Here is a 21,583-nt window from a genome sequence, read left to right as displayed (position 1 = left end):
ACTGCTCGCTGGCCTGCCGCGCCCAGATGCCGGCAAAGCAATCGGCCTGCAATTCCGTCAGCACCGACAGGTAATTCGAATTGGCCGAGGACGCCCGCTGCCGCATCTGCGTGACCTGCGGCAAAATGCCCAGCAGGTTCTGGACGTGGTGGCCGACCTCATGCGCAACGACATAGGCCGCCGCGAAATCACCACTCGCGCCCATGCGCTGCGCCATCACATCAAAGAAATCGGTGTCCAGATACAGCTTTTGATCGCCGGGGCAGTAGAACGGCCCCATCGCCGCCGTCGCACCGCCACAGGCCGATTGCACCGCCCCGCTGAACAGGACCAGAGTCGGGTCGCGGTAGGGCGTGTTCGCCTGTTCGGGCAGAACGCGGCCCCAGACTTCTTCGGTATCGGCCAGCACCACCGACAGGAACTCGCCATACTGGCGATCACGCTCGGTCAGTTCGCGCGGCTGAGACTGGCCCTGCCCCTCGATGCCCTGCACCACCGGGCTGATGTCGATGCCAAAGAAATAGCCGAACGCCAGAACGGCCAGCATCCCGACAACGCCGATGCCGCCCGCACCCGTGGCGCCCATGCCGCGCCGGTCCTCGATATTGCGGCTGCCCCGCCGTCCACGCCATTCCATGCTGGCATTCCTTTCGTGATCCCGCCGTCACCCGGCACGCTGTAACGTCCTGACAAAGCCCGTGGTTCCCGGCACCTTTGCCAGACAGCATCGGCGAAATCCCCCGTCCTGCCAAGTCCTATCACGCCCGCGCGACCCATGCGTTCGCCGCTTGACGCGACGGCGCAGACGGGCAACAGACCATCTGCAAGCGTAACGAGGTTCCGATGATAAGACGGCTTTACGACTGGACGATGGGGCTGGCGGCACACCGCCACTCGATGGCGGCCCTGTTCGGGGTCAGCTTCGTCGAAAGCAGCGTTTTCCCGATTCCGCCCGATGTGCTGATGATCCCGATGGTGCTGGCACAGCGGGCCAGGGCGTGGCTGATCGCCACTGTCGCCACCGCCGGTTCGGTTCTGGGGGCGCTGCTGGGCTATGTCATCGGCGCGTTTCTGATGGATTCGCTTGGCCAATGGGTGCTGACCGCCTATGGCAAAGAGGCCGCCTATCAGGATCTGGCGGCGCGCTTTGCCGAATATGGCGGCTGGGCGGTGCTGTTCGCGGCGCTGACACCGTTTCCGTTCAAGGTCATCACCATCTTTTCGGGCGCCGTCGGTCTGTCGCTGCCACTGTTCATCGCGGCAGCGGTCATCGGTCGCGCCGGGCGCTTTTTCATCGTCTGCGGCCTGCTGTGGAAATTCGGCGAGCCGATCCGCGACTTTATCGAGCGCCGGCTGGGGCTGGTGTTCACCGTGTTCATGGTCTGCCTGATCGGCGGATTCGTGGCGATCAGGTATCTGTGATGCGCTATCCTCAAACCCTGTCCCTGCTGGCCGCCGCCGGTTCCGCTGCGCTGCTGCTGGGGGCCTTCGGCTTTCAGCTTGCCGGCTATGCGCCCTGCGAAATGTGCATCTGGCAACGCTGGCCCCATGCCATCGCCATCGCCATCGGCGCGGCGATCTGGTGGGCGGGCTGGCGGCGCGCGCTGGCATGGCTGGGGGTGCTGGCCGCGCTGGCCGCGACGGGTCTGGCCGTCTGGCATGCCGGGATCGAGCTGGGCATCTTTCGCGGCGTCACCGCCTGCACCGGCGGCGTCGGCGACCTGACGGCGCTGTCCACCGCCGACCTGATGAACCGCCTGCAAGCCGCCCCGGTCGTGCGCTGCGATGAAGTCGCGTGGAGCCTGCTGGGCATCTCGATGGCAGGCTGGAACGCGATCATTTCGGCAGGGCTGACCGGCATCTGGCTGGCCTCGGCCCGCGCACGCCACCCCGCCACAGCATGAGGGCGGCGCTGGCCCTTGCGCTGCTGACGGCAGGCATCGCCAACGCAGATCCGCTGCCGCATGTCACCTGCCCCGGCCACCCGCGCTGTCTGGCGCTGATCGGTGAAAATCAGGTGCAACTGCCCTCGGCGCAAGGCAACTGGATCATGGACCTGCCCGAATTGCCGCCCGGCGATGACCCCGACGCAGTGATAACGCTTGCCGAAGATGCGCCCCGCTGGTGGCACGACCATGGGCTGATCGCGCTGATGCAGACCGAAAAGGCCTATTATTCCGGCGGCGGCGCACATGTCGAAACGCTGATCCTCTTGCGCCCCGATGCGCCGCAGCCGGCCCTGTCGCTGCCGCTTGCCGGCTATAAAACCATCCGCGCCTGCTTTTCCCAGGCCGACACGGAAACCCGGCAAGGCTATTGCGCCGATGAATATGATTTCGACGCCGCGCTGAGCACAGCACCGGAAAAGGCCCGCCCCCCGATTCTGCTCTACCAGACGACAGCGACGATCTTTCCGCCCGGCGCGATTCTGGATCACGACAACACCCATCTGGAAATCACACCGGACATCAGCCCGGAAACGGTTCCCCGCTGCACCTTTACCCGCAGCTTCCGCTGGAATGAAACGACCGCCAGCTATCAGCCCGACACCCCCCTGCCCGACTGCACCGATTTCACCCGCCTCTAAGGCCGCTTCCTGTTTGCCCAAATACGCAAATCCCGCCCGCGCAAGATTGCACCCACGCCCGGTATCGGATAGACCCGGCGGCAACAATATCTTGAGGAAATTCCGTGGCTGACACCCCCGACAACGACCTGCCGGAAGGCGACGAAAACGGCCGCCCGGCCCGCGCTGTAATGGCCCATGACGGCCCCGTCATCGACATCGCGGCCGAAATGCGGACCTCGTATCTTGACTATGCCATGTCGGTCATCGTCAGCCGCGCCATCCCCGACCTGCGCGACGGGCTGAAGCCGGTGCATCGCCGCATCCTCTATGCGATGGACGAATCCGGCAACACGCATGACAAACCCTATCGCAAATCGGCCCGCCCGGTCGGCGATGTGATGGGGAAATACCACCCCCACGGCGATGCGGCGATCTATGACGCGCTGGTGCGGATGGCGCAGGATTTCTCCATGTCGCTGCCGTTGCTGGACGGTCAGGGCAACTTTGGCTCGATGGACGGCGACCCGCCCGCCGCCATGCGCTATACCGAAGTGCGCATGGCCAAACCCGCCGATTTCCTGCTGATGGACATCGACAAGGATACCGTCGATTTCCAGGACAACTACGACGGCAAGGACCGCGAACCCACCGTCCTGCCGGCGCGCTTCCCGAACATGCTGGTCAATGGCGCGGGCGGCATCGCCGTCGGCATGGCGACCAATATCCCGCCGCATAACCTTGGCGAAGTCGTTGATGCCACGCTGGAACTGATCGCCAACCCCGACCTGCCGACCGAACGGTTGCTGGAAATCATCCCCGGCCCCGACTTCCCCACCGGCGCGCTGATCCTTGGCCGATCCGGCGCGCGCAAGGCCTATCTTGAGGGGCGCGGCAGCGTCATCATCCGCGCGAAAACCCATTTCGAGGAAATCCGCAAGGACCGTTGGGCCATCGTCATCGACGAAATCCCCTATCAGGTGAACAAGGCCAGCCTTCAGGAACGCATCGCCGATCTGGCCAAGGAAAAGCGGGTCGAAGGCATCGCCAACGTCCAGGACGAATCCGACCGTCAGGGCGTCCGCGTGGTGATCGAACTGAAACGCGACGCCACCCCTGACGTGGTGCTGAACCAGTTGTTCCGCTTTACCTCGATGCAGACCAACTTTGCCTGCAACATGCTGGCCCTGAACGGCGGCCGGCCCGAACAACTGGCCCTGCGCGACTTTCTGACCTGTTTCATCAGCTTCCGCGAAGAGGTCGTCGCCCGCCGCACCGCCTTTGAACTGCGCAAGGCGCGGGAACGCAGCCATATCCTGTGCGGTCTGGCCGTCGCCGTCAGCAATGTCGATGAGGTGGTGGCCACCATCCGCGCCAGCGCCGACGCCGCCGAGGCGCGCGAACGGCTGATGGAACGCCGCTGGCCCGCGCATGAAATCCTTGAATATCTGCGCCTGATCGACGATCCGCTGCACCCGGTCAATGATGACGGCACCTATAACCTGTCGGAAACGCAGGCCCGCGCCATTCTTGACCTGCGCCTGCAACGCCTGACCCAGCTTGGCGTGCAAGAGGTCACGGACGAATTGAAATCGCTGGCCGATTCAATCCGCGACTATCTGGCGATCCTTGCCAGTCGCGAACGGATCATGGCGATCATCGGCGACGAATTGCGCGAAGTGCGCGACGCCTATGCCGTTCCCCGCCGCACCGAGATCACTGAATGGTCCGGCGACATGGATGACGAAGACCTGATCGAACGCGAAGATATGGTCGTCACCATCACATCCGGCGGCTATATCAAGCGGACGGCGCTGGCCGAATTCCGCGCGCAGCGGCGCGGTGGCAAGGGCCTGTCGGGCATGGCCACCAAAGAAGACGACGTGGTGACGACTCTGTTCGTCGCCAACACCCATACAGAACTGCTGTTCTTTACCACCGACGGCATGGCCTATCGCCTGAAAACATGGCGTCTGCCGGTCGGCGGGCGCACGGCCAAGGGCAAGGCGATCGTCAACATCCTGCCGATCCAGCCCGGCGTTTCCATCGCCGCGCTGATGCCGGTGGACGCCCCCGAGACGGAATGGGACAGCTATCAGGTCGTCTTCGCCACCTCGGACGGCGATGTGCGCCGCAACGCGCTGTCGGATTTCGCGCAGGTGAAATCGAACGGCAAGATCGCCATGAAACTGCCCGAGGGCACCTCGCTGATCGGCGTGCGCATGGCCACGGCGGATGATGACGTGATGCTGGTCACGGCCATGGGCCGGGCGATCCGCTTTTCCTCGACCGATGTGCGGGTGTTCAAGGGCCGCGATTCGACCGGCGTGCGCGGCATCCGTCTGGCGGCGGGCGATTCTGTGGTCAGCATGGCCGTCATCCGCCACTTCGAGGCCGACCCGGCCGAACGCGCCGCCTATCTCAAGATGCGCCGCGCGGTTGCCGGGGCGCTGGATGACGGGGCCGAGGCCGACGAGGACGAAGAAACCGTGGCCGAGGGCAGCATCACCCAGGAACGCTATGCCGAAATGTCGGCGGCCGAAGACCTGATCCTGACCATCACCGCCGCTGGCGCGGGCAAGATCAGCTCCAGCCACGATTATCCGGTGCGCGGGCGTGGCGGTCAGGGCGTGATGGCGATGGACAAGGCGATGCGCGGCGGCGCTCTGGTCGCCAGCTTCCCGGTAGAGGGCGGCGATCAGATCATGCTGGCGACCTCGACCGGGCAGTCGATCCGGGTGCCGGTCGATGGCATCAGCTTCCGGTCGCGTGGCGCGGGCGGGGTGCGGGTGTTCAACACCGCCGCTGGCGAGGTCGTCGTTTCTGTTGCACGGATCGCCGAACAGGCCGAAGATGGGCCGGTCGAAGACGCGGAGTAATCAAGGCCGGGGTCAACCCGGCCAGCCGCAACCATCTGGGGAAACATGGAAGAAACGCGTGAATCAATCTTGCGGCAGCGGCTGCAAACGGGCTTTCTGGGCATTATCGCCTTTGCCTTGCTGCTGTTCCTGATGGTTCAGGCGCGGTTCATGCTGATTTCGCTGGCCATCGCCATCATCCTGTTTTCGCTGACCTCTGACGCGATCAACGCGATTGCGCGGCAGGGCGTGGCGCGCTGGCTGGCGACCATTCTGGCGCTGGTGGCCATCGCCGCGCTGCTGCTGGGCATTTCCACCAGCATCATCGCGCAGGTGAACGCCGTGGTGCAGACCGCCGTGTCCTATACCGAACGCGCGCAGGCCGCGCTGCCGGACCTGACGGAATGGCTTGGCCCCAATATGCAGGAATCGCTGGTCGCGGCGCTGCGCAACGTCAATATCGCAGGCTGGATGCGGTCGGTCGCGGGTCAGGCGGGCGATCTGCTGTCGGGCAGCATTCTGATTATCCTGTTCGTCGGCTTCATGTTCGCCGAACGGATGTTCTTCCCCGCCAAGATCGAGCGTCTGGCCGGCGATCCCGAACAGGCGCGGCGCATCGGGCGCATCATCTCGACCATCATGCACAAGGTGAACCGCTATCTGGTGGTGAAAACCGCTGTCAGCGCCGTGACCGGGTTTTGCGTCTGGGGCGTGTTCAAGCTGGCCGGGCTGGATCTGGCCATGCCCATCGCGGTCCTGACCTTTGTGTTCAACTTCATCCCCTCGGTCGGGTCTATCGTGGCAACGGTGGTCGCTTTTTTGCTGGCTTTCGTGCTGTCGGGCGATCTGGCGCTGGCGCTTGTCATCGGTGCCGCCTGCACGGCGCTGCAATTCGTCATCGGCAATGTGCTTGACCCGATGCTGCTGGGTCAGACGCTGCGCCTGTCCAGCTTTGGCATCATCATCAGTCTGGCGTTCTGGGGATCGGTCTGGGGTATTCCGGGGATGTTCCTTGCCGTGCCGATCATGGTCTCGCTGATGATCGTCTGCGCGCATACCGTCTGGCTGCGCCCCGTCGCGATCATGCTGTCGCGCGAAGGCTTGCCCGAACTGGCCATGGACGAGGACGTCGGCACCGACCCGCTGACCACGGATCACGCTGCGTGACGTAACGGGCGCTCAGCGCCCGTTATCGTTATCACCGGCATCGGCATCGGCATCCGTATCGGGCAGATCACCCATCCGCGGATCAGGTTTTTCCGGCTTGTGCGGCGTGTCTTGGGCTGGAACGGCTTCTGCCACCGCAACGTCGCGGGCAATCCCAGAGGCAAGCGCCTCGGGGTTGCGCAGCCAGATGTCGCGCTGCGCATAGGGAATTTCGATCCCCTCTTTGGCAAACCGCTCGACCACCTGATGCAGCACCTCTGACGTCACCCCGACGCCGCCGCTGATGTCGGACAGGATCGCCCGGATTTCAAAGTCCAGGCTGTCGGCCCCCAATGCACGCAGCACCACGGCTGGCGGCGGATCAATGGTGACGGTCGGCTGATCCTCGATGATTTCGCGCAGGATTGCCGCGACCTTGCGCGTGTCGCTGCCATAGGCGACGCCCACCGGAATGATGACCCGGCCCGTCTGGCTGCCCCGCGTCCAGTTCGTCACCGACTGGCTGATAAGGTCGCTGTTGGGCACGATGACCTGCGTGCGGTCAAAGGTTTCCACCTCGGTCGAGCGGACCGAGATGCGCCGCACGATGCCCTGATCGGTGCCAACGCTGATCCAGTCACCGACGCTGATGGGCCGTTCGATCAGCAGAATGATGCCGGACACAAAGTTCGACACGATGTTCTGCATCCCGAAACCGACGCCGACCGACAGCGCACCGGCGACGATGGCCAGCGACGACAGGTCGATCCCGGCCGAGGTAATCGCCAGCAGCGCCGCCAGGAAAATCCCGATATAGCCGATGCCGGACACCATCGCGTTCTGCCCGCCGCTGTCCAGCCGCGTCTTGGGCAGGATCGTATTGCGGAACACCCCCTGCACAAAGCGGGTGGCGGAATAGCCGATGACAAAGATCACCAGAAAGGTCAGCACGGCACCCGGCGACAGCGTGATCCCGCCCAGTGAAACCCCCTGGCCGATGCGCACCCACCATTCCGACAGGTCAGACCGGCGCGCGCCCCAGATCAGCGCAAAGACCGGCGTGGACAGCAGGATCAGGGCAAAGCCGATCAGCACCGGGCCAAGCCCGTCGCGCGCGCCTTCGCGCCCGCGGGTGAACATCTCGAACAGGTCGGTGGTGAAATCCTGCAACAGGATCAGCAGACAGATCAGCGCCAGCGACAGAATCCACGGCCACAGCAGCGCATTGGCCCCCGTGACCAGCCCCGCAGCGGCGGCAACCACCGCCACCACCGCCACCACACGCGACATCCGCCCCGCCAGCGACAGGATGCGCACGCGATAGGGCGGCTGTTCCGTGCCATCCCAGACCAGCAGCTTGCGCAGGATATTCCCCAGCCGGAACAGCATCAGCGCGGCGGGCACGATCAGCACGAAATGCAGCGCGGCGGCAGCGGATTCGTCGAATTCGAACGGGATCTGGCCCGATGCCTTGCCGCCGTCGTTAAAGCCCGACAGCGGCAGGAACGAGGCCGCCGCGATATGGTGCAGCGCCGCCAGCGCGGCAAGGATGGTAGCAGTCAGACGCACGGCGTCGCGTTTCTTGTCGGGCAGGGTCAGCGTGGCATAGGCGATCGGTGTGTGCGGAAACGCCTGCCGCACGATCCAGCGCCCGCCGAACAGGATCAGCCCCGCCACCGGAACGCTTTGCAGAATCGGGGTGGTATAGTCGCCGAAAATATCGGTGGCGCGCAGCGCCGAGATACCCAGCACGATGCCGATCAGCGGAATGGCGATCTGCCCCAGCGAGACCACAAAACCCGTCACCGCCCGCGAATGCAGCGAGGTCTGCGTGGACAAGCGCGTCGGCAGGGAATCAATCCAGCGCCGGCCCACGCTTAACAGGACGACGGCGGCGATCAGATAGCCCAGCACGCTGGGCAGATTGCCCTGAAGATTGTTCCAGCCTCCACGGGCCTGCGCGCGCGCCTGCATATCTGACGCGATGGCCGTCATCAGCCGCAGCGATTCCGACCACGCCGCCGACCAGTTGGCCGGGTTCAGCGGGCTGGGCGACAGCCGGGCCAGCTCGCCCGCCTGCCGCTGCGCGCTGAGCGTGTCGATTGATCGCACGATGGCATCGGCGCGGCTGTGGGCCTCGTTCGCGGCCACGCGCGGGGCCTGCAATTCCGACAGTTGCGTGTTCAGCGCGGTTCGGCGCTCGGCAATTTCCCCGTCTTCGGTTTCGCCCTCGGCGGGTGCGGGGCCAAGGGCCTCGATCTGGTCGCGCACCGTAGAGATGCGGCTGGCGTTGACGTTCTGCCCTTCGGCAAACTGTTCGCGCCACGATGCGACGCGCGCCCGCAACTCGGCCAGATCGGCATTGGTCGCCGTGTCGGCGGCCACCGTATCTTCGGCCTGCTCGGCAAACCTGTTCCACGCGTCATAGTCGATCTGCGGCGTTTCGGCCTGCTGCTGCGCCAGCGCGGCACCGGACCATAGCAAAAGAACCGTCAGAAAGACGGAAAAAGCGCGGCGGAACATGTGGGATCAGTCCTCGTAAACTTCGGGCATTCCGGGTTTGTCGGCGACCAGCCATTGCGGCACCGGCAGCCCCTTGGCGCGCAGGAATTCCGGGTTATACAGCTTGGTCTGATAGCGCGAGCCATAGTCGCACAGCACCGTCACGATGGTGTGGCCCGGCCCCATCTCGCGCGCCAGACGGATCGCCCCGGCGACGTTGATGCCCGACGATCCGCCAAGGCACAGCCCTTCGTATTCCAGCATGTCGAACAGGATCGGCAGCGCCTCGTCATCACTGATCCGCCAGCTGAAATCGGGGGTGAACCCTTCAAGGTTGGCGGTGATGCGCGACTGGCCGATCCCCTCGGTGATCGAGCCGCCGGGCGCATCGTAACTGCCATCGGTATAAAAGGAATGCAGCGAAGCCCCCTCGGGGTCGGCAAGGCCGATCTTCACGCCCTTGGGTTGCAGCGCCTGCGCCACCCCCGCCAGCGTCCCGCCCGACCCGACAGCGCAGATAAAGCCATCCACCTTGCCGCCGGTCTGTTCCCAGATTTCCGGCCCGGTGGTTTCGAAATGCGCCTGACGGTTGGCCACATTGTCGAACTGGTTCGCCCAGACCGCACCATTCGGTTCGGTTTTCGCCAGCTCCTCGGCCAGACGGCCGGAATAGCGGACATAGTTGTTCGGGTTCTTGTAGGGCGCAGCCGGCACCTCGACCAAAGTCGCGCCAGCCAGCCGCAGCATGTCCTTTTTTTCCTGACTTTGCGTTTCAGGAATGACAATCACCGAGCGAAATCCCATCGAGGCCCCGACCAGCGCCAGCCCGATGCCGGTGTTCCCCGCCGTGCCCTCGACAATGGTGCCGCCGGGCTTCAGCACGCCGCGCGCCACCGCGTCGCGGATGATATACAGCGCCGCGCGGTCCTTGATCGACTGGCCGGGGTTCATGAACTCGGCCTTGCCCAGAATCTCGCAGCCGGTTTCCTCGCTGGCGCGCTTCAGCCGGATCAGCGGCGTGTTTCCGATGGTGGCGGCAAGATCCTGACAGATGCGCATGGCGGTTGATCCTTGTTGACGGCGTTTCGCCCTGATTACACGCCGCCCGCATCCGGGGGCAAGCCCGGCGACGGCTTCCCTGCCGTCAGCCCGGCGCGCGGTTCAGCCCCCCCGCCAGCAGGGCCGCATATGCCAGCGGCCCGGCGGGTCAGTCGCGCGGGCTTTGCTGCGCGGCAAGGCGCTTTTCGATTTCGGTCAGCCGGGCCAGCACCTGATCGCGATAGGCCTCGGTCGCTTCGCTTTCCTGTTCCTGATGCGCCTCTTGCATCGAGTTCACGATCAGACCGACGACAAGGTTCATCACCGCGAATGTGGTCACAAGGATGAACGGCACAAAGAACAGCCAGGCATAGGGGTAGGTTTCCATCACCGGGCGGACGATGCCCATCGACCAGCTTTCCAGCGTCATCACCTGAAACAGCGTATAGGCCGAATTGCCCAGATCGCCGAACCATTCGGGAAAGGCGGCGGCGAACAGCTTGGTCGCGATCACCGCGCCGACGTAAAAGATGATCCCCATCAGCAAAAAGACGCTGGCCATGCCCGGCAGCGCGGCCAGAAAACCTTCGACCACGCGGCGCAGGCGCGGCGTTACCGAAACCACCCGCAGCAGCCGCAGCACCCGCAAGGCGCGCAGCACCGACAGCCCCTGCGTGGCCGGCATCAGGGCGACGCCGACCACGGCAAAGTCGAACAGGTTCCAGCCATCGCGGAAAAAGCGCCAGCCGCTGGCGGTGATCTTGGCGGCGATTTCAGCGACAAAGATCGCCAGACACAGCGAATCCAGCAGCAGGATCAGCGGACCGGCCTGCGCCATGATCGTGCCCGAGGTTTCCAGCCCCAGCACCACGGCATTGAACAGAATCACGCCGGTGATGAACACCTGGGCGCGCTTGCCATAGATGATCTGGCCGATCCGGTCGCGCAGGCGCATAATCAGTTATGCACGCGGGTATAGGTGCCCTCGCCCGCCAGAATGGCGCGGAAGCCGCCCGGTTCGTCCAGCGAAAACACGATGATCGGCAGGCGGTTGTCGCGGGCCAGCGCGATGGCGGATGCATCCATCACGCCCAGATGCTTTTGCAGCACCTCGTCGTAGGATACGTCGTTGTAACGCTTGGCATCGGGGAATTTCTTGGGGTCTTTGTCATAGACGCCATCGACCTTGGTGCCCTTGAAGATCGCCTCGCAGCCCATTTCATTGGCCCGCAGCGTCGCGGCGGTGTCGGTGGTGAAATAGGGGTTGCCGGTGCCCGCGGCAAAGATGCAGATCCGTTTCTTTTCCAGATGGCGGACGGCGCGGCGGCGGATGTAAGGCTCGCACACCTCATCCATGCGGATGGCCGAGATGACGCGGCAGTGCAGGCCCTTGGCCTCGATCGCGGATTGCATGGCCAGCGCGTTCATCACCGTGGCCAGCATCCCCATGTAATCGGCGGTGGTGCGCTCCATCCCCTGTGCGCTGCCCTGAAGGCCGCGAAAGATATTGCCGCCGCCGATGACCATGCACACCTCGACCCCCATCTTGGCGACCGATTCGACCTCATCGGCGATGCGGGCGACGGTGGGCGGATGCAGGCCAAAGCCCTGATCGCCCATCAGCGCCTCGCCGGAAATCTTCAGCATGACGCGGTTATAGCTGGTGGGCCGTGCCCCGTTGGTGTCTGTCATCTTTCTGGCCCCCTGTGTTCCCTTGGGCGGGAAAATGTCGCAAAACCGGCGCGGGTTCAACCGGACGCAAGATGGCATGACGCAACAGATTTCCCAAATCCCGCCCGACAGGCATCTGCTGATCGCCGGTCCGACCGCCAGCGGCAAGTCTGCGCTGGCGCTGGCCGTGGCGCAGGCGCAGGGCGGCGTGATCGTGAATGCCGATGCCTTGCAGATCTGGTCGTGCTGGCGAATCCTGACCGCGCGCCCCTCGCCGGCCGAGGAAATGCAGGCGCCGCACCGGCTGTATGGGCATGTCGCGCCGGGGCGGGCCTATTCGGTGGGCGACTGGCTGGCCGATATGCGCGCGCTGATCGCGTCGGGGCAGCGGCTGATCGTGGTGGGCGGCACCGGCCTGTATCTGACCGCGCTGACTCAGGGGCTGGCCTGGGTGCCGCCGGTCCCGCCCGGCATCCGCGCGCAGGGCGATGCGCTGCTGGCGGGCGAGGGCGGGCTGGCCGCCATGGTCGCGGCGCTGGACCCGCTGACGCGCGGCCGCATCGACTGCCTGAACCCCGCCCGCGTCCAGCGCGCGTGGGAGGTGTTGCAGGCCACCGGGCGCGGGCTGGCCGAATGGCAGGCCGAAACGCCGCCGCCGCTGATCGGCCCTGAAGCCGCCACGCGCCTTGTGGTGCAGGCGGATCGCGACTGGCTGGCGGACCGGATCGAGCGCCGCTTTTGCGCCATGATGGCCACCGGCGCGCTGGACGAGGCGCGGGCCATGCTGCCGCTGTGGGACGCGCGCGCGCAATGGGCGCGGGCCATCGGCGCGCCCGAGCTGATCGCCCATCTGCACGGCGAGCTGACGCTGGCTGACGCGACCGGGCGCGCGATCATCGCTACCCGCCAATATGCCAAATCGCAGCGAAGCTGGTTTCGGGCGCGGATGAAAGGCTGGCAGAACTGGCCGGTCGGGTGACGCAAGGTTCCCACTGCGTCAACCGCGCAACAGAACGGGGATCATTGACATTTTATGCAAATAGCCCTTGGTGAGCGACGCTCAATCGGCAATAATCCGCCGAAGACAGCGCAATCATGGGTTGCCAATGGCCATGCACACGCCCGACGCAGGTCGCATCTTTTCCGGTGACGGGTGGCCCTTTACGCCCAGCCGGTTCAAGGGGCTGGCCCAATCCGGTGTCAGCCTGCCCGCCGAACAGATCGCCGGCGGCAGGCTTGCGCGCGCCAATATCACCGCCGCTTTCATCCCCGAGGGGCGGGCGCTCTATCCCCGCGCCGTGCCCGCCACGCCGCCCACGCCCGTGGCGCCCGCCGAACATGATGGCGCAGCAGCGGTTCTGCCGGTGCAGGACCGGCCGGTGGCGCAGCGCCCGGTGCCGCGGCCGGGCGGGCTGCGCCTGCTGCCGCTCGAAGGGTTCATCTGGGGCGCGCGCAGCACGCCACCGCAGCCGCGCACCCGCGTCGATCATGTGCTGATCTGGGTGACGGGCGGGGCGCTGCAACTGGATTTCCCGCGCCGCCGCCTGATCCTTGGCCCCGGCTCGGTGCAGTTTCTGCCGGTCGGCACCGGCTTTGCCACCCTGCCCCTGGGTCAGGCGCGGGGGCATGTTCTGTTGATTGGGCCGGACCTTTGCACCGATCTGACGCCCGCCCTGCCCGGCCATCCGGTGCTGGGCAGCATCGGCGACAACGCCCATGCCTTGCAGGTCACGCTGTCCGATCTGGCGGTCGAGGCGGCGCGCGACACCACCGATGCCCGCGCCGCCGTGACCTGCCATCTGGGCCTGCTGGCGGTGCGCCTGTCGCGGCTGGACCCGCCCATGCGCCAGCCTGCGGCGCTGACGCACAGCCTGCCGAATCTGCCGCTGGTTGATCGCTTCATGCAACTGGCGGCGGCGGAACTGGGCGGCGGGCGCACGGTCGGCGAACTGGCCGAAGCCATGGGCGTCAGCACCGCCACGCTGGATCGCGCCTGCCGTCAGACGCGCGGACGGCGGGCCATCGAACTGATCCACGACCTGCGCCACGAAACCGCCGTCCACCTGCTGCGCGACACGCCGCAGCCGCTGGCCGAAATCGCGCGGGATCTGGGCTATACCGGGCTGGCGCACTTTACCCGCGCCTTCGTCGCCCGCACCGGGCGCCTGCCCGACAGTTTCCGCAGACCGCAGACGGAACTGGACAACGCCGGCTAAGCCGCCCGACCGACCAGCCCCCGGCAAAAAGGGCGGCCATCCGATGATGACCGCCCCCCCCGCAACAACGGCCGCGCCGATCAGCCGCGACGACGCCCGCCGCGACGGCCCGCACTGGCCGCCGATACCGCCTGCGCGGCTTCGGCAAAGGGGGTGCCGCCGTGAACCGCCTCGATCACGCGCGAGAACCTGATCCAGTCGCCGCCGTTCGGGTCGTGGTTCATCAGCATGTTGGCGGCCTTGATCGCCTCCATCTCGGCGGGGCGGACCGGGTTCATGATGGCGCTGGTCATGCCCGCGCCAATGGCCATCGGCAGAAAGGCGGCGTTGATCCCGTGCCGATTGGGCAGGCCAAAGCTGATGTTCGACGCGCCGCAGGTGGTGTTCACGCCCAGTTCATCGCGCAGCTTGCGGACCAGAGCGAACACCTGCTGCCCCGCCGTCGCCATCGCCCCGACCGGCATCACCAGCGGGTCAACCACGATGTCATGCGCGGGAATGCCGAAATCGGCGGCGCGTTCGACGATCTTTTTCGCCACGGCAAAGCGCACCTCGGGGTCTTCGCTGATGCCGGTGTCGTCGTTGGAAATCGCCACGACCGGCACGTTGTATTTCTTGACAAGCGGCAGAACCAGTTCCAGCCGGTCTTCCTCACCCGTGACGCTGTTGACCAGCGGGCGGCCCTTGGCGACGGCCAGCCCGGCCTCCAGCGCGCCGGGCACGCTGGAATCGATGCACAGCGGCACATCGACCAGCCCCTGCACCAGCTCGATCATCCTGCGCATCAGGGGCGGCTCGGTCTCGTTCGGGTTGGGGTTGCTGTTGTAAACAACGCCCGCGTTGATATCCAGAACCGCCGCGCCGCAGGCGACCTGTTCCAGCGCGTCCTTTTCGACGGTGGAAAAATCCCCGGCCTCCAACTCGGCCGCCAGCTTTTTGCGGCCCGTGGGGTTGATGCGTTCGCCGATAACGCAGAACGGCTCGTCAAAGCCGATGGTGACGGTTTTCGTGGCGGATTCCAAAACGGTGCGGGTCATGATGCTCCTTTCAATCGGCGCTGGCGCGGGCCAGCCAGTCGGTGCTGGCGGTAATCCCGCCCAAGGGGAAGATATGCGCGGCGATCACCGGGAAATCCGGGTTCGCGGCCTTGTGCCGGGCCAGCGCGGCGGCGAAATCGTTGGGTTCATAGGGAACCAGCAGCTTGGTCACGTCGCGGGCACGCCGTTGCAGCACCCGCAGCGAGGGGCCGACGCCGCACATGATGGCGAATTTCAGCATGGTTTGCAGCTTGGCCGGGCCAGCCACGCCGATGCGGATCGGCAGATCGAGACCCGCCGCCTGCAAGCGCGCGGCCCAGTCGATCACCGGCTGCGCCTCGAAACAGAACTGGGTGACGATCTGCATATCCGCGCCGGTGCGTTCGGCAAAATCGGCCTTCCAGCGCAGGGCGCGCATCACCTCGGCCTCGCCGCCGCCGGGGTCGATGTCGCGGTTGCCCTCGGGGTGGCCGGCGACGAACAGCGTCTTGAAATCGCCGAACAGGCCGGTGTCCAGCAATTGCATCGAATCGGCAAATGCGCCGCGCGGCGCAGCCAGACCGCCGCCCAGCAGCAGCACGCGGTCGGCCCCGGCATCGCGATAGGCGGCGATCCAGTCGGCCAGCGTGGCGCGATCCGGCACGATGCGCGCCGGGATGTGCGGCACGGGCGCCATGCCCTCGGCCGCCAGCCGGGCGACGGTGGCCACCATATCGGCTTGGGCGGTGCCGTCGATATGCGCGACAAAGACCTGCGTCCCGGCGGGCAGGATGGCGCGGAAATCGGCCACACCGGCAGCCGTGCGCGGCATCACCTCGATCGAGGCACCTTGCAGGAAATCGGCCAGCGGCACATCGGCGCGGGAAGTAGTTACTCGGAATGGCATCAACGACATTCTAACGGCCTTTCAGATCAGGTGGCAAATCCGTCGCGGGCAATCAGCGCCCGCAAACGGTCGTCGTCATACTCTGCCTCGATCCGGGCGGCTTCGGCCTGCGGGTCGTCGCCCGGCACGGTGACGCGACGCCATTCGTTCAGATAAGCGTCGCTGCCGGACAGACCCGCCTTCATGGCCGCGCGGTCGATGGCCTTTTCGAACCGTTCGGCCAGAATGACGCGCTGCGCCGACCGCCCTTTGCCCAGAGTGACCTGAGCAGGAATGTCGCGCCAAAATACCAGCGTCAGTTCGGACATGCGGTTCCCCCTTGTGCCACCCACCTAATCGGCGGTCGCGCGGCCCTGCGTGTCAGTTGCGACCATGGCGGGGATTTTGCGACCTGCGCCGCCGTTCTGGCGATTTTGCCGCAGACCCGCAACCGTTCCGGCCATGAAACCTTTTCATCACTTTGATGAGCGACACGCCCTTGAAGGCCGCCACGTCAGCCGCTACGTTTTCAGTAACTTGAGATCGGAGGGCGTTGCCATGGCGCCCAGGCGTCCCGCGGGTGCGGACGCGTTCCCGAAACCCACGGTCGAGCCTTCTGGCACCCGCAACCCCGAGGACGGGCAGCTTTATGCTGCGCTGGACCTTGGAACAAATTCGTGCCGGATGCTGATTGCGCGACCGCGCGGCAATCAGTTTCAGGTCGTGGACAGCTTTTCCAAGCCCGTGCAGCTTGGTCACGGGCTGGAGGCTTCGGGGCGCTTGTCCCGCAGTTCGATGGCGCGCACCGTTCACGCGCTTCAGGTCTGCCGCCGCAAGCTGGAAACGCATGGCGTGGCCCGGATGCGGCTGGTCGCCACCGAAGCCTGCCGCCGCGCCCGCAACAGCCGCGATTTCCTGCGCATGATCCGCCGCGAAACCGGCCTGCCCGTCGAAATCATCGAGGCCGAGGAAGAGGCCCGGCTGGCCGTCATTTCCTGCGCGCCGCTGGTCAGCCGGCAGACCGAACAACTGCTGGTCGTGGACATCGGCGGCGGATCGACGGAACTGGTCTGGATCGACCTCGAAGACGTCGAGCCGGCGAAACGCTCGCGCGCGATTCTGGCGCTGGCCGACGGGTTCGGCAACCCGCAGCCCGGCGGCGCGCGGGTGGTGGACTGGATCAGCGTGCCGCTGGGTGTGGCGACGCTGCGCGACCAGTTCGCCGATGTCGAGGACGATCAGGGCCGCTTTGCCCTGATGAGCTGGTATTTCGAAGAAATGCTGTCGGGCTTCGCGCCCTATGCCTATGACACGCCCTCGCCCTCGTTCCAGATCATCGGCACCTCGGGCACGGTGACGACGGTGGCGGCCAGCCATCTGGGCCTGCGCCGGTATGACCGCAACAAGGTGGACGGCCTCAGCATGACCACCGACCAGATCGACAAGGTGATCCGGTCCTATCTGGCGCTTGGCCCCGAAGGTCGCCGCACCGACCCGCGCATCGGCCGCGAACGCCACGCGCTTATCATGTCGGGCGCGGCGATCCTGCAAACGCTGATGCGGATCTGGCCCACCACGCGGCTGTCGGTCGCGGACCGTGGCCTGCGCGAAGGCTTGCTTTATGCCCAGATGGCGCGCGATGGCGTGCTGACGGCGGACGGAATGGAAGGAACGGGCTGATGACGACAACCGGCAAAGGCAGCCGCACCGGCAAATCATCGGGGCGCGGACAGCGCGACCTGCGGGTGCGGGTGAAAACCGCCAAGGGGCGCAAGCTGTCGTCCAAGCTGTGGCTGGAACGGCAGTTGAACGACCCCTACGTCGCCCGCGCCAAGCGCGAGGGCTATCGCGGGCGGGCGGCGTTCAAGATACTGGAACTGGATGACAAATACGGCTTTCTGAAACCCGGCGCGCGCGTGGTCGATCTGGGCTGCGCGCCGGGCGGCTGGTGTCAGGTGGCGGTGGCGCGCGTGAATGCCCTGGGCGAAAAATCCGGCAAGCCGCGCGGCACCGTTCTGGGCGTCGATCTGCAAGAGGTGGACCCGATCGCGGGGGCCGAAATCCACCAGCTCGATTTTCTGGAAGACGGCGCCGACGACAAGGTAAAGGCGTGGCTGGGCGGGCGCGCCGATGTGGTGATGTCGGATATGGCGGCGGCCAGTTCCGGCCACAAGGGCACCGACCACCTGCGCATCGTGGCCCTGGTCGAGGCGGCGGCGCAACTGGCCTTTGACGTGCTGGAACCGGGCGGCACCTTTGTCGCCAAGGTGCTGTCGGGCGGCGCGGAAACCGAAATGCAGGCGATCCTCAAACGCAACTTTGAAAAGGTCGCCAACGTCAAACCCCCGGCCAGCCGCAGCGATTCCAGCGAAAAATTCGTGGTCGCCACCGGCTTTCGCGGCCGCAGCGACGATGACGGCGACACGACCGATGACACCGCCTGACCTGCCCCCCTTTACCGTGGATGCCGCCATCCCCGCCGCTGCCTTCGATCTGACGCAGCAGGCGTTCCGCGACCTGATGCGCGCCGGGCAAATTGCAACCCGCTGCGAACGCGGCGAAGGGACCGACGCCGGGCGCTGGCGGCTGGTGTTTCAATATGGAACGCGCGTGTGCCGGCTGACCGTCGATGACAGCGGCAATATCCTTGGCCAGTCACGATTTGACCGCCCCGCCCCGCCATAAGCACGCACATAAACGGGCGAGTCGGGCAATTTATCTGCATTCAATGCAAATTGATGATTATGTGACGGAGAAGCAAGCAAAAACTTTGGAAAACCTGGTAACGAACATGGGCAGACGCCGATATTTGTGGGGCTGGCGCTGGCAGATACTGCGCTTGTTCTCCGTCACCTCGCCCGTATAGCGGGAAATTCCGGGCGGTCCAACCTATATGATTGGGCATATATTGCACTATATGCAACATTAACTGCATAAATGGCGGCGCGGCCATTGCCTCTTTCGGTTGCGGGCCTGTTGGGCTATGCCCGGCGCGAATGATCCGACAAGGACAGGAGCCTGCTGTGACCGACCATATTATCCGCGACATCAGCCTGGCCGAATTTGGCCGCAAGGAACTGGACATTGCGGAAACCGAGATGCCGGGCCTGATGGCGCTGCGGGCGGAATACGGCGATGCACAGCCGCTCAAGGGCGCGCGGATCGCGGGCAGCCTGCACATGACCATCCAGACCGCCGTGCTGATCGAAACGCTGGTGGCGCTTGGGGCGCAGGTGCGTTGGGCATCGTGCAACATCTATTCCACGCAGGATCACGCGGCGGCGGCGATTGCCGCATCGGGCGTGCCGGTCTTTGCCATCAAGGGCGAAACGCTGACCGAATACTGGTCCTATACCGACCAGATCTTCCAGTTCGACGGCCATGCCAACATGATTCTGGACGATGGCGGCGATGCGACCATGTATATCCTGCTGGGCGCGCGGGTCGAGGCGGGCGAAACCGCCCTGATCGAGACCCCGACGTCCGAGGAAGAAGAGGCCCTGTTCGCCCAGATCAAGCGCCGCCTTGCCGCCAGCCCCGGCTGGTTCACCGCACAGCGCGACGCCATCCGCGGCGTGTCCGAGGAAACCACCACCGGCGTGCATCGCCTGTATGACCTGCACAAGCGCGGCCTGCTGCCCTTCCCGGCGATCAACGTCAACGACAGCGTGACCAAATCGAAATTCGACAACAAATACGGCTGCAAGGAATCGCTGGTCGATGGCATCCGCCGCGCCACCGATGTCATGATGGCCGGCAAGGTCGCGGTCGTCTGCGGCTATGGCGACGTCGGCAAGGGCAGCGCCGCATCGCTGGCCGGGGCCGGTGCCCGCGTCAAAGTGACCGAGGTTGACCCGATCTGCGCCCTTCAGGCCGCGATGGACGGGTTCGAGGTCGTCCTGCTGGAAGACGTGGCCGCCACCGCCGACATTTTCGTGACCACCACCGGCAACCGCGACGTGATCCGCATCGAACACATGCGCGAGATGAAAGACATGGCCATCGTCGGCAATATCGGCCATTTCGACAATGAAATTCAGGTCGCCAGCCTGCGCAACCACAAATGGACCAATATCAAGGATCAGGTGGACATGATCGAAATGCCTTCGGGCAATCGCATCATTCTGCTAAGCCAGGGCCGCCTGCTGAACCTCGGCAATGCCACCGGCCACCCCAGTTTCGTGATGTCGGCCAGCTTTACCAATCAGGTGCTGGCCCAGATCGAGCTGTGGACCAAGGGCGACGACTACGCCCCCGGCGTCTATATCCTGCCCAAGGCGCTGGATGAAAAAGTCGCGCGGCTGCATCTGGACCGCATCGGCGTCAAGCTGACCGAACTGTCGCGTGAACAGGCCGACTATATCGGCGTCACGCCGCAAGGCCCCTTCAAATCGGAACATTATCGTTACTGACATGACCGAATATTCCCTGTTCACATCCGAATCCGTCTCGGAAGGCCACCCCGACAAGATCGCCGATCAGATCAGCGATGCCGTTCTGGATGCCATCATCGCCCAGGACCCGCGCGCCCGCGTCGCCTGCGAAACCATGGTGAAAACCGGCGTGGCGATCATCTCGGGCGAGATCACCACATCGGCATGGGTTGATCTGGAAGGCATCGTGCGCGGCGTCATCAACGACATCGGCTATACCTCGTCCGACGTGGGTTTCGACGGCAACACCTGTTCCGTCATCAACATCATCGGCAAGCAGTCGCCCGACATCAATCAGGGCGTCGATCGCGCCAGCCTGGAGGAACAGGGCGCGGGCGATCAGGGGCTGATGTTCGGCTATGCCTCGGATGAAACCGATGTGCTGATGCCCGCCCCGATCACCTATGCCCACCGGCTGGTCGAACGTCAGTCGCAGGTGCGCCGCGACGGCACGCTGGCATGGCTGCGCCCCGATGCGAAATCGCAGGTGACGTTCCATTACGACGATCAGGGCCACCCCGCCGGAGTCGACGCGGTGGTGCTGTCCACCCAGCACAACCCCGACATCAGCCAGAACGACCTGCGCGACGCGGTGATGGAACATATCATCCGCCCCGTGCTGCCCGCCGAATGGCTGTCGGAGCGGACCAAGTATTTCATCAACCCCACCGGCACTTTCGTCATCGGCGGCCCGGTGGGCGACTGCGGCCTGACCGGGCGCAAGATCATCGTGGACAGCTATGGCGGCATGGCCCGCCACGGCGGCGGCGCGTTTTCCGGCAAAGACCCGTCCAAGGTCGACCGCTCTGCCGCCTATGCCGGGCGCTGGATCGCCAAGAACATCGTCGCCGCCGGGCTGGCCAAACGCTGCGAGATTCAGGTCAGCTATGCCATCGGCGAGGCGCAGCCGACCTCGATCTCGCTCAACAGCTTTGGCACCGGCACCGTGGCCGACGACCGCATCGTGGCCGCCGTGCGCGACGTGTTCGATCTGCGCCCCTTCGCCATCATCCGCGATCTGGATCTGCTGCACCCGATCTATCGCCCGACCGCCAGCTATGGCCACTTTGGCCGCCAGCCCTATGCGCTGAACGGGGCCACGGCATTCAGTTGGGAACGCACCGACAGGGCCGAGGCGCTGCAAGCGGCGCTGACCTGACACAGCGGCGGCCTTGCGGGGCCGCCGTTTTTCTTTGCCCGCCCTGCGACGACGGACCTGCGACGACTGACCGCCCCTGCCCCAGCACACAA

General features: G+C 65.3%; 20 protein-coding genes. 12 read left to right on the top strand and 8 right to left on the bottom strand.

What is annotated here, in order from left to right; translation table 11 throughout:
- A partial coding sequence (locus tag Q4G14_RS13485; protein ID WP_303362278.1) for a neutral zinc metallopeptidase occupies positions 1-637 on the bottom strand: 637 nt, incomplete at its 3' end.
- 206 nt (positions 638-843) lie between these two features.
- Between Q4G14_RS13485 and Q4G14_RS13480 the strand changes: the two genes are divergently transcribed.
- From Q4G14_RS13480 to Q4G14_RS13460, 5 genes are all read left to right on the top strand, one after another.
- Positions 844-1,422: a YqaA family protein gene (locus Q4G14_RS13480; RefSeq protein WP_303362277.1), complete on the top strand. Its 579-nt coding sequence runs from the start codon at positions 844-846 to the stop codon at positions 1,420-1,422.
- The gene (locus Q4G14_RS13475; protein ID WP_303362276.1) at positions 1,422-1,904 is read left to right on the top strand and encodes a disulfide bond formation protein B; all 483 of its coding nucleotides are present in this window, start codon (positions 1,422-1,424) and stop codon (positions 1,902-1,904) included. The genes Q4G14_RS13480 and Q4G14_RS13475 overlap by 1 nt, the downstream gene beginning before the upstream one ends.
- Complete coding sequence (locus Q4G14_RS13470) at positions 1,901-2,587, top strand: hypothetical protein (RefSeq protein ID WP_303362275.1); 687 nt, start codon at positions 1,901-1,903, stop codon at positions 2,585-2,587. The genes Q4G14_RS13475 and Q4G14_RS13470 overlap by 4 nt, the downstream gene beginning before the upstream one ends.
- Before the next feature lie 104 nt (positions 2,588-2,691).
- A complete protein-coding gene (gyrA, locus tag Q4G14_RS13465; protein WP_303362274.1) occupies positions 2,692-5,445 on the top strand; it encodes a DNA gyrase subunit A in 2,754 nt (917 codons plus the stop codon).
- 45 nt (positions 5,446-5,490) lie between these two features.
- The gene (locus tag Q4G14_RS13460; protein WP_303362273.1) at positions 5,491-6,591 is read left to right on the top strand and encodes an AI-2E family transporter; all 1,101 of its coding nucleotides are present in this window, start codon (positions 5,491-5,493) and stop codon (positions 6,589-6,591) included.
- A 12-nt stretch (positions 6,592-6,603) separates the two neighbouring features.
- Here the strand turns inward: Q4G14_RS13460 and Q4G14_RS13455 are convergent, their stop codons facing one another.
- The 4 genes from Q4G14_RS13455 to pyrH all read right to left on the bottom strand — a co-directional run bounded on the left by Q4G14_RS13455 (position 6,604) and on the right by pyrH (position 11,802).
- On the bottom strand, positions 6,604-9,093 hold the full coding sequence (locus Q4G14_RS13455; RefSeq protein WP_303362272.1) for a DUF3772 domain-containing protein: 2,490 nt from the start codon (positions 9,091-9,093) through the stop codon (positions 6,604-6,606).
- Positions 9,094-9,099: 6 nt separating this feature from the next.
- Positions 9,100-10,131: a cysteine synthase A gene (locus Q4G14_RS13450; protein ID WP_303362271.1), complete on the bottom strand. Its 1,032-nt coding sequence runs from the start codon at positions 10,129-10,131 to the stop codon at positions 9,100-9,102.
- Positions 10,132-10,279: 148 nt separating this feature from the next.
- Positions 10,280-11,065, bottom strand: coding sequence for an ion transporter (locus tag Q4G14_RS13445; RefSeq protein ID WP_303362270.1), 786 nt, complete (start codon positions 11,063-11,065; stop codon positions 10,280-10,282).
- A gap of 2 nt (positions 11,066-11,067) precedes the next feature.
- The gene (gene pyrH / locus Q4G14_RS13440; RefSeq protein ID WP_303362269.1) at positions 11,068-11,802 is read right to left on the bottom strand and encodes a UMP kinase; all 735 of its coding nucleotides are present in this window, start codon (positions 11,800-11,802) and stop codon (positions 11,068-11,070) included.
- A 76-nt stretch (positions 11,803-11,878) separates the two neighbouring features.
- Between pyrH and miaA the strand changes: the two genes are divergently transcribed.
- Both miaA and Q4G14_RS13430 read left to right on the top strand, forming a co-directional pair.
- Positions 11,879-12,760: a tRNA (adenosine(37)-N6)-dimethylallyltransferase MiaA gene (miaA, locus tag Q4G14_RS13435; RefSeq protein WP_303362268.1), complete on the top strand. Its 882-nt coding sequence runs from the start codon at positions 11,879-11,881 to the stop codon at positions 12,758-12,760.
- Between the two features lie 127 nt (positions 12,761-12,887).
- Positions 12,888-13,997, top strand: a complete 1,110-nt coding sequence (locus Q4G14_RS13430; RefSeq protein WP_303362267.1) for an AraC family transcriptional regulator — start codon at positions 12,888-12,890, stop codon at positions 13,995-13,997.
- An 80-nt stretch (positions 13,998-14,077) separates the two neighbouring features.
- Here the strand turns inward: Q4G14_RS13430 and Q4G14_RS13425 are convergent, their stop codons facing one another.
- The 3 genes from Q4G14_RS13425 to Q4G14_RS13415 are packed head-to-tail and all read right to left on the bottom strand — an operon-like array spanning position 14,078 to position 16,228.
- The gene (locus Q4G14_RS13425; RefSeq protein WP_303362266.1) at positions 14,078-15,034 is read right to left on the bottom strand and encodes a methyltetrahydrofolate cobalamin methyltransferase; all 957 of its coding nucleotides are present in this window, start codon (positions 15,032-15,034) and stop codon (positions 14,078-14,080) included.
- A gap of 10 nt (positions 15,035-15,044) precedes the next feature.
- Positions 15,045-15,929 carry a methylenetetrahydrofolate reductase gene (locus Q4G14_RS13420; protein WP_303362265.1) on the bottom strand — a complete coding sequence of 295 codons (885 nt, stop codon included), beginning with the start codon at positions 15,927-15,929 and terminating at the stop codon, positions 15,045-15,047.
- 17 nt (positions 15,930-15,946) lie between these two features.
- Complete coding sequence (locus tag Q4G14_RS13415; RefSeq protein ID WP_303362264.1) at positions 15,947-16,228, bottom strand: virulence factor; 282 nt, start codon at positions 16,226-16,228, stop codon at positions 15,947-15,949.
- A gap of 229 nt (positions 16,229-16,457) precedes the next feature.
- On the opposite strand from Q4G14_RS13415, the gene Q4G14_RS13410 reads away from it, so the two are divergent.
- From Q4G14_RS13410 to metK, 5 genes are all read left to right on the top strand, one after another.
- Positions 16,458-17,579, top strand: a complete 1,122-nt coding sequence (locus Q4G14_RS13410) for a Ppx/GppA phosphatase family protein (RefSeq protein ID WP_303362263.1) — start codon at positions 16,458-16,460, stop codon at positions 17,577-17,579.
- Positions 17,579-18,343 (top strand): RlmE family RNA methyltransferase, encoded by a 765-nt coding sequence (locus Q4G14_RS13405; RefSeq protein WP_303362262.1) that lies wholly within the window; start codon positions 17,579-17,581, stop codon positions 18,341-18,343. Before Q4G14_RS13410 ends, Q4G14_RS13405 begins: the two co-directional genes overlap by 1 nt.
- Positions 18,330-18,584 carry a DUF6522 family protein gene (locus tag Q4G14_RS13400; RefSeq protein WP_303362261.1) on the top strand — a complete coding sequence of 85 codons (255 nt, stop codon included), beginning with the start codon at positions 18,330-18,332 and terminating at the stop codon, positions 18,582-18,584. The genes Q4G14_RS13405 and Q4G14_RS13400 overlap by 14 nt, the downstream gene beginning before the upstream one ends.
- Positions 18,585-18,922: 338 nt before the next feature.
- Entirely contained in the window at positions 18,923-20,311 is a 1,389-nt protein-coding gene (gene ahcY / locus Q4G14_RS13395) for an adenosylhomocysteinase (protein WP_303362260.1), read from the top strand.
- 1 nt (position 20,312) lies between these two features.
- Positions 20,313-21,491, top strand: a complete 1,179-nt coding sequence (gene metK / locus Q4G14_RS13390) for a methionine adenosyltransferase (RefSeq protein WP_303362259.1) — start codon at positions 20,313-20,315, stop codon at positions 21,489-21,491.
- Positions 21,492-21,583: the final 92 nt, after the last annotated feature.

It is taken from the genome of Paracoccus sp. (in: a-proteobacteria) (assembly GCF_030538755.1).
Taxonomy (GTDB): Bacteria; Pseudomonadota; Alphaproteobacteria; order Rhodobacterales; family Rhodobacteraceae; genus Paracoccus.
Note: the sequence above shows the minus strand (reverse complement) of the source record. Positions and strands in the feature narration are given on the sequence as shown.

Bases quoted from the DNA above. Each gene is read 5' to 3' on its own strand.
- Q4G14_RS13480 (WP_303362277.1), top strand. From the start codon at position 844: ATGATAAGACGGCTTTACGACTGGACGATGGGGCTGGCGGCACACCGC.
- Q4G14_RS13475 (WP_303362276.1), top strand. From the start codon at position 1,422: ATGCGCTATCCTCAAACCCTGTCCCTGCTGGCCGCCGCCGGTTCCGCT.
- Q4G14_RS13470 (WP_303362275.1), top strand. From the start codon at position 1,901: ATGAGGGCGGCGCTGGCCCTTGCGCTGCTGACGGCAGGCATCGCCAAC.
- Q4G14_RS13460 (WP_303362273.1), top strand. From the start codon at position 5,491: ATGGAAGAAACGCGTGAATCAATCTTGCGGCAGCGGCTGCAAACGGGC.
- Q4G14_RS13455 (WP_303362272.1), bottom strand. From the start codon at position 9,093: ATGTTCCGCCGCGCTTTTTCCGTCTTTCTGACGGTTCTTTTGCTATGG.
- Q4G14_RS13450 (WP_303362271.1), bottom strand. From the start codon at position 10,131: ATGCGCATCTGTCAGGATCTTGCCGCCACCATCGGAAACACGCCGCTG.
- Q4G14_RS13445 (WP_303362270.1), bottom strand. From the start codon at position 11,065: ATGCGCCTGCGCGACCGGATCGGCCAGATCATCTATGGCAAGCGCGCC.
- pyrH (WP_303362269.1), bottom strand. From the start codon at position 11,802: ATGACAGACACCAACGGGGCACGGCCCACCAGCTATAACCGCGTCATG.
- miaA (WP_303362268.1), top strand. From the start codon at position 11,879: ATGACGCAACAGATTTCCCAAATCCCGCCCGACAGGCATCTGCTGATC.
- Q4G14_RS13430 (WP_303362267.1), top strand. From the start codon at position 12,888: ATGGCCATGCACACGCCCGACGCAGGTCGCATCTTTTCCGGTGACGGG.
- Q4G14_RS13425 (WP_303362266.1), bottom strand. From the start codon at position 15,034: ATGACCCGCACCGTTTTGGAATCCGCCACGAAAACCGTCACCATCGGC.
- Q4G14_RS13420 (WP_303362265.1), bottom strand. From the start codon at position 15,929: ATGTCGTTGATGCCATTCCGAGTAACTACTTCCCGCGCCGATGTGCCG.
- Q4G14_RS13415 (WP_303362264.1), bottom strand. From the start codon at position 16,228: ATGTCCGAACTGACGCTGGTATTTTGGCGCGACATTCCTGCTCAGGTC.
- Q4G14_RS13410 (WP_303362263.1), top strand. From the start codon at position 16,458: ATGGCGCCCAGGCGTCCCGCGGGTGCGGACGCGTTCCCGAAACCCACG.
- Q4G14_RS13405 (WP_303362262.1), top strand. From the start codon at position 17,579: ATGACGACAACCGGCAAAGGCAGCCGCACCGGCAAATCATCGGGGCGC.
- Q4G14_RS13400 (WP_303362261.1), top strand. From the start codon at position 18,330: ATGACACCGCCTGACCTGCCCCCCTTTACCGTGGATGCCGCCATCCCC.
- metK (WP_303362259.1), top strand. From the start codon at position 20,313: ATGACCGAATATTCCCTGTTCACATCCGAATCCGTCTCGGAAGGCCAC.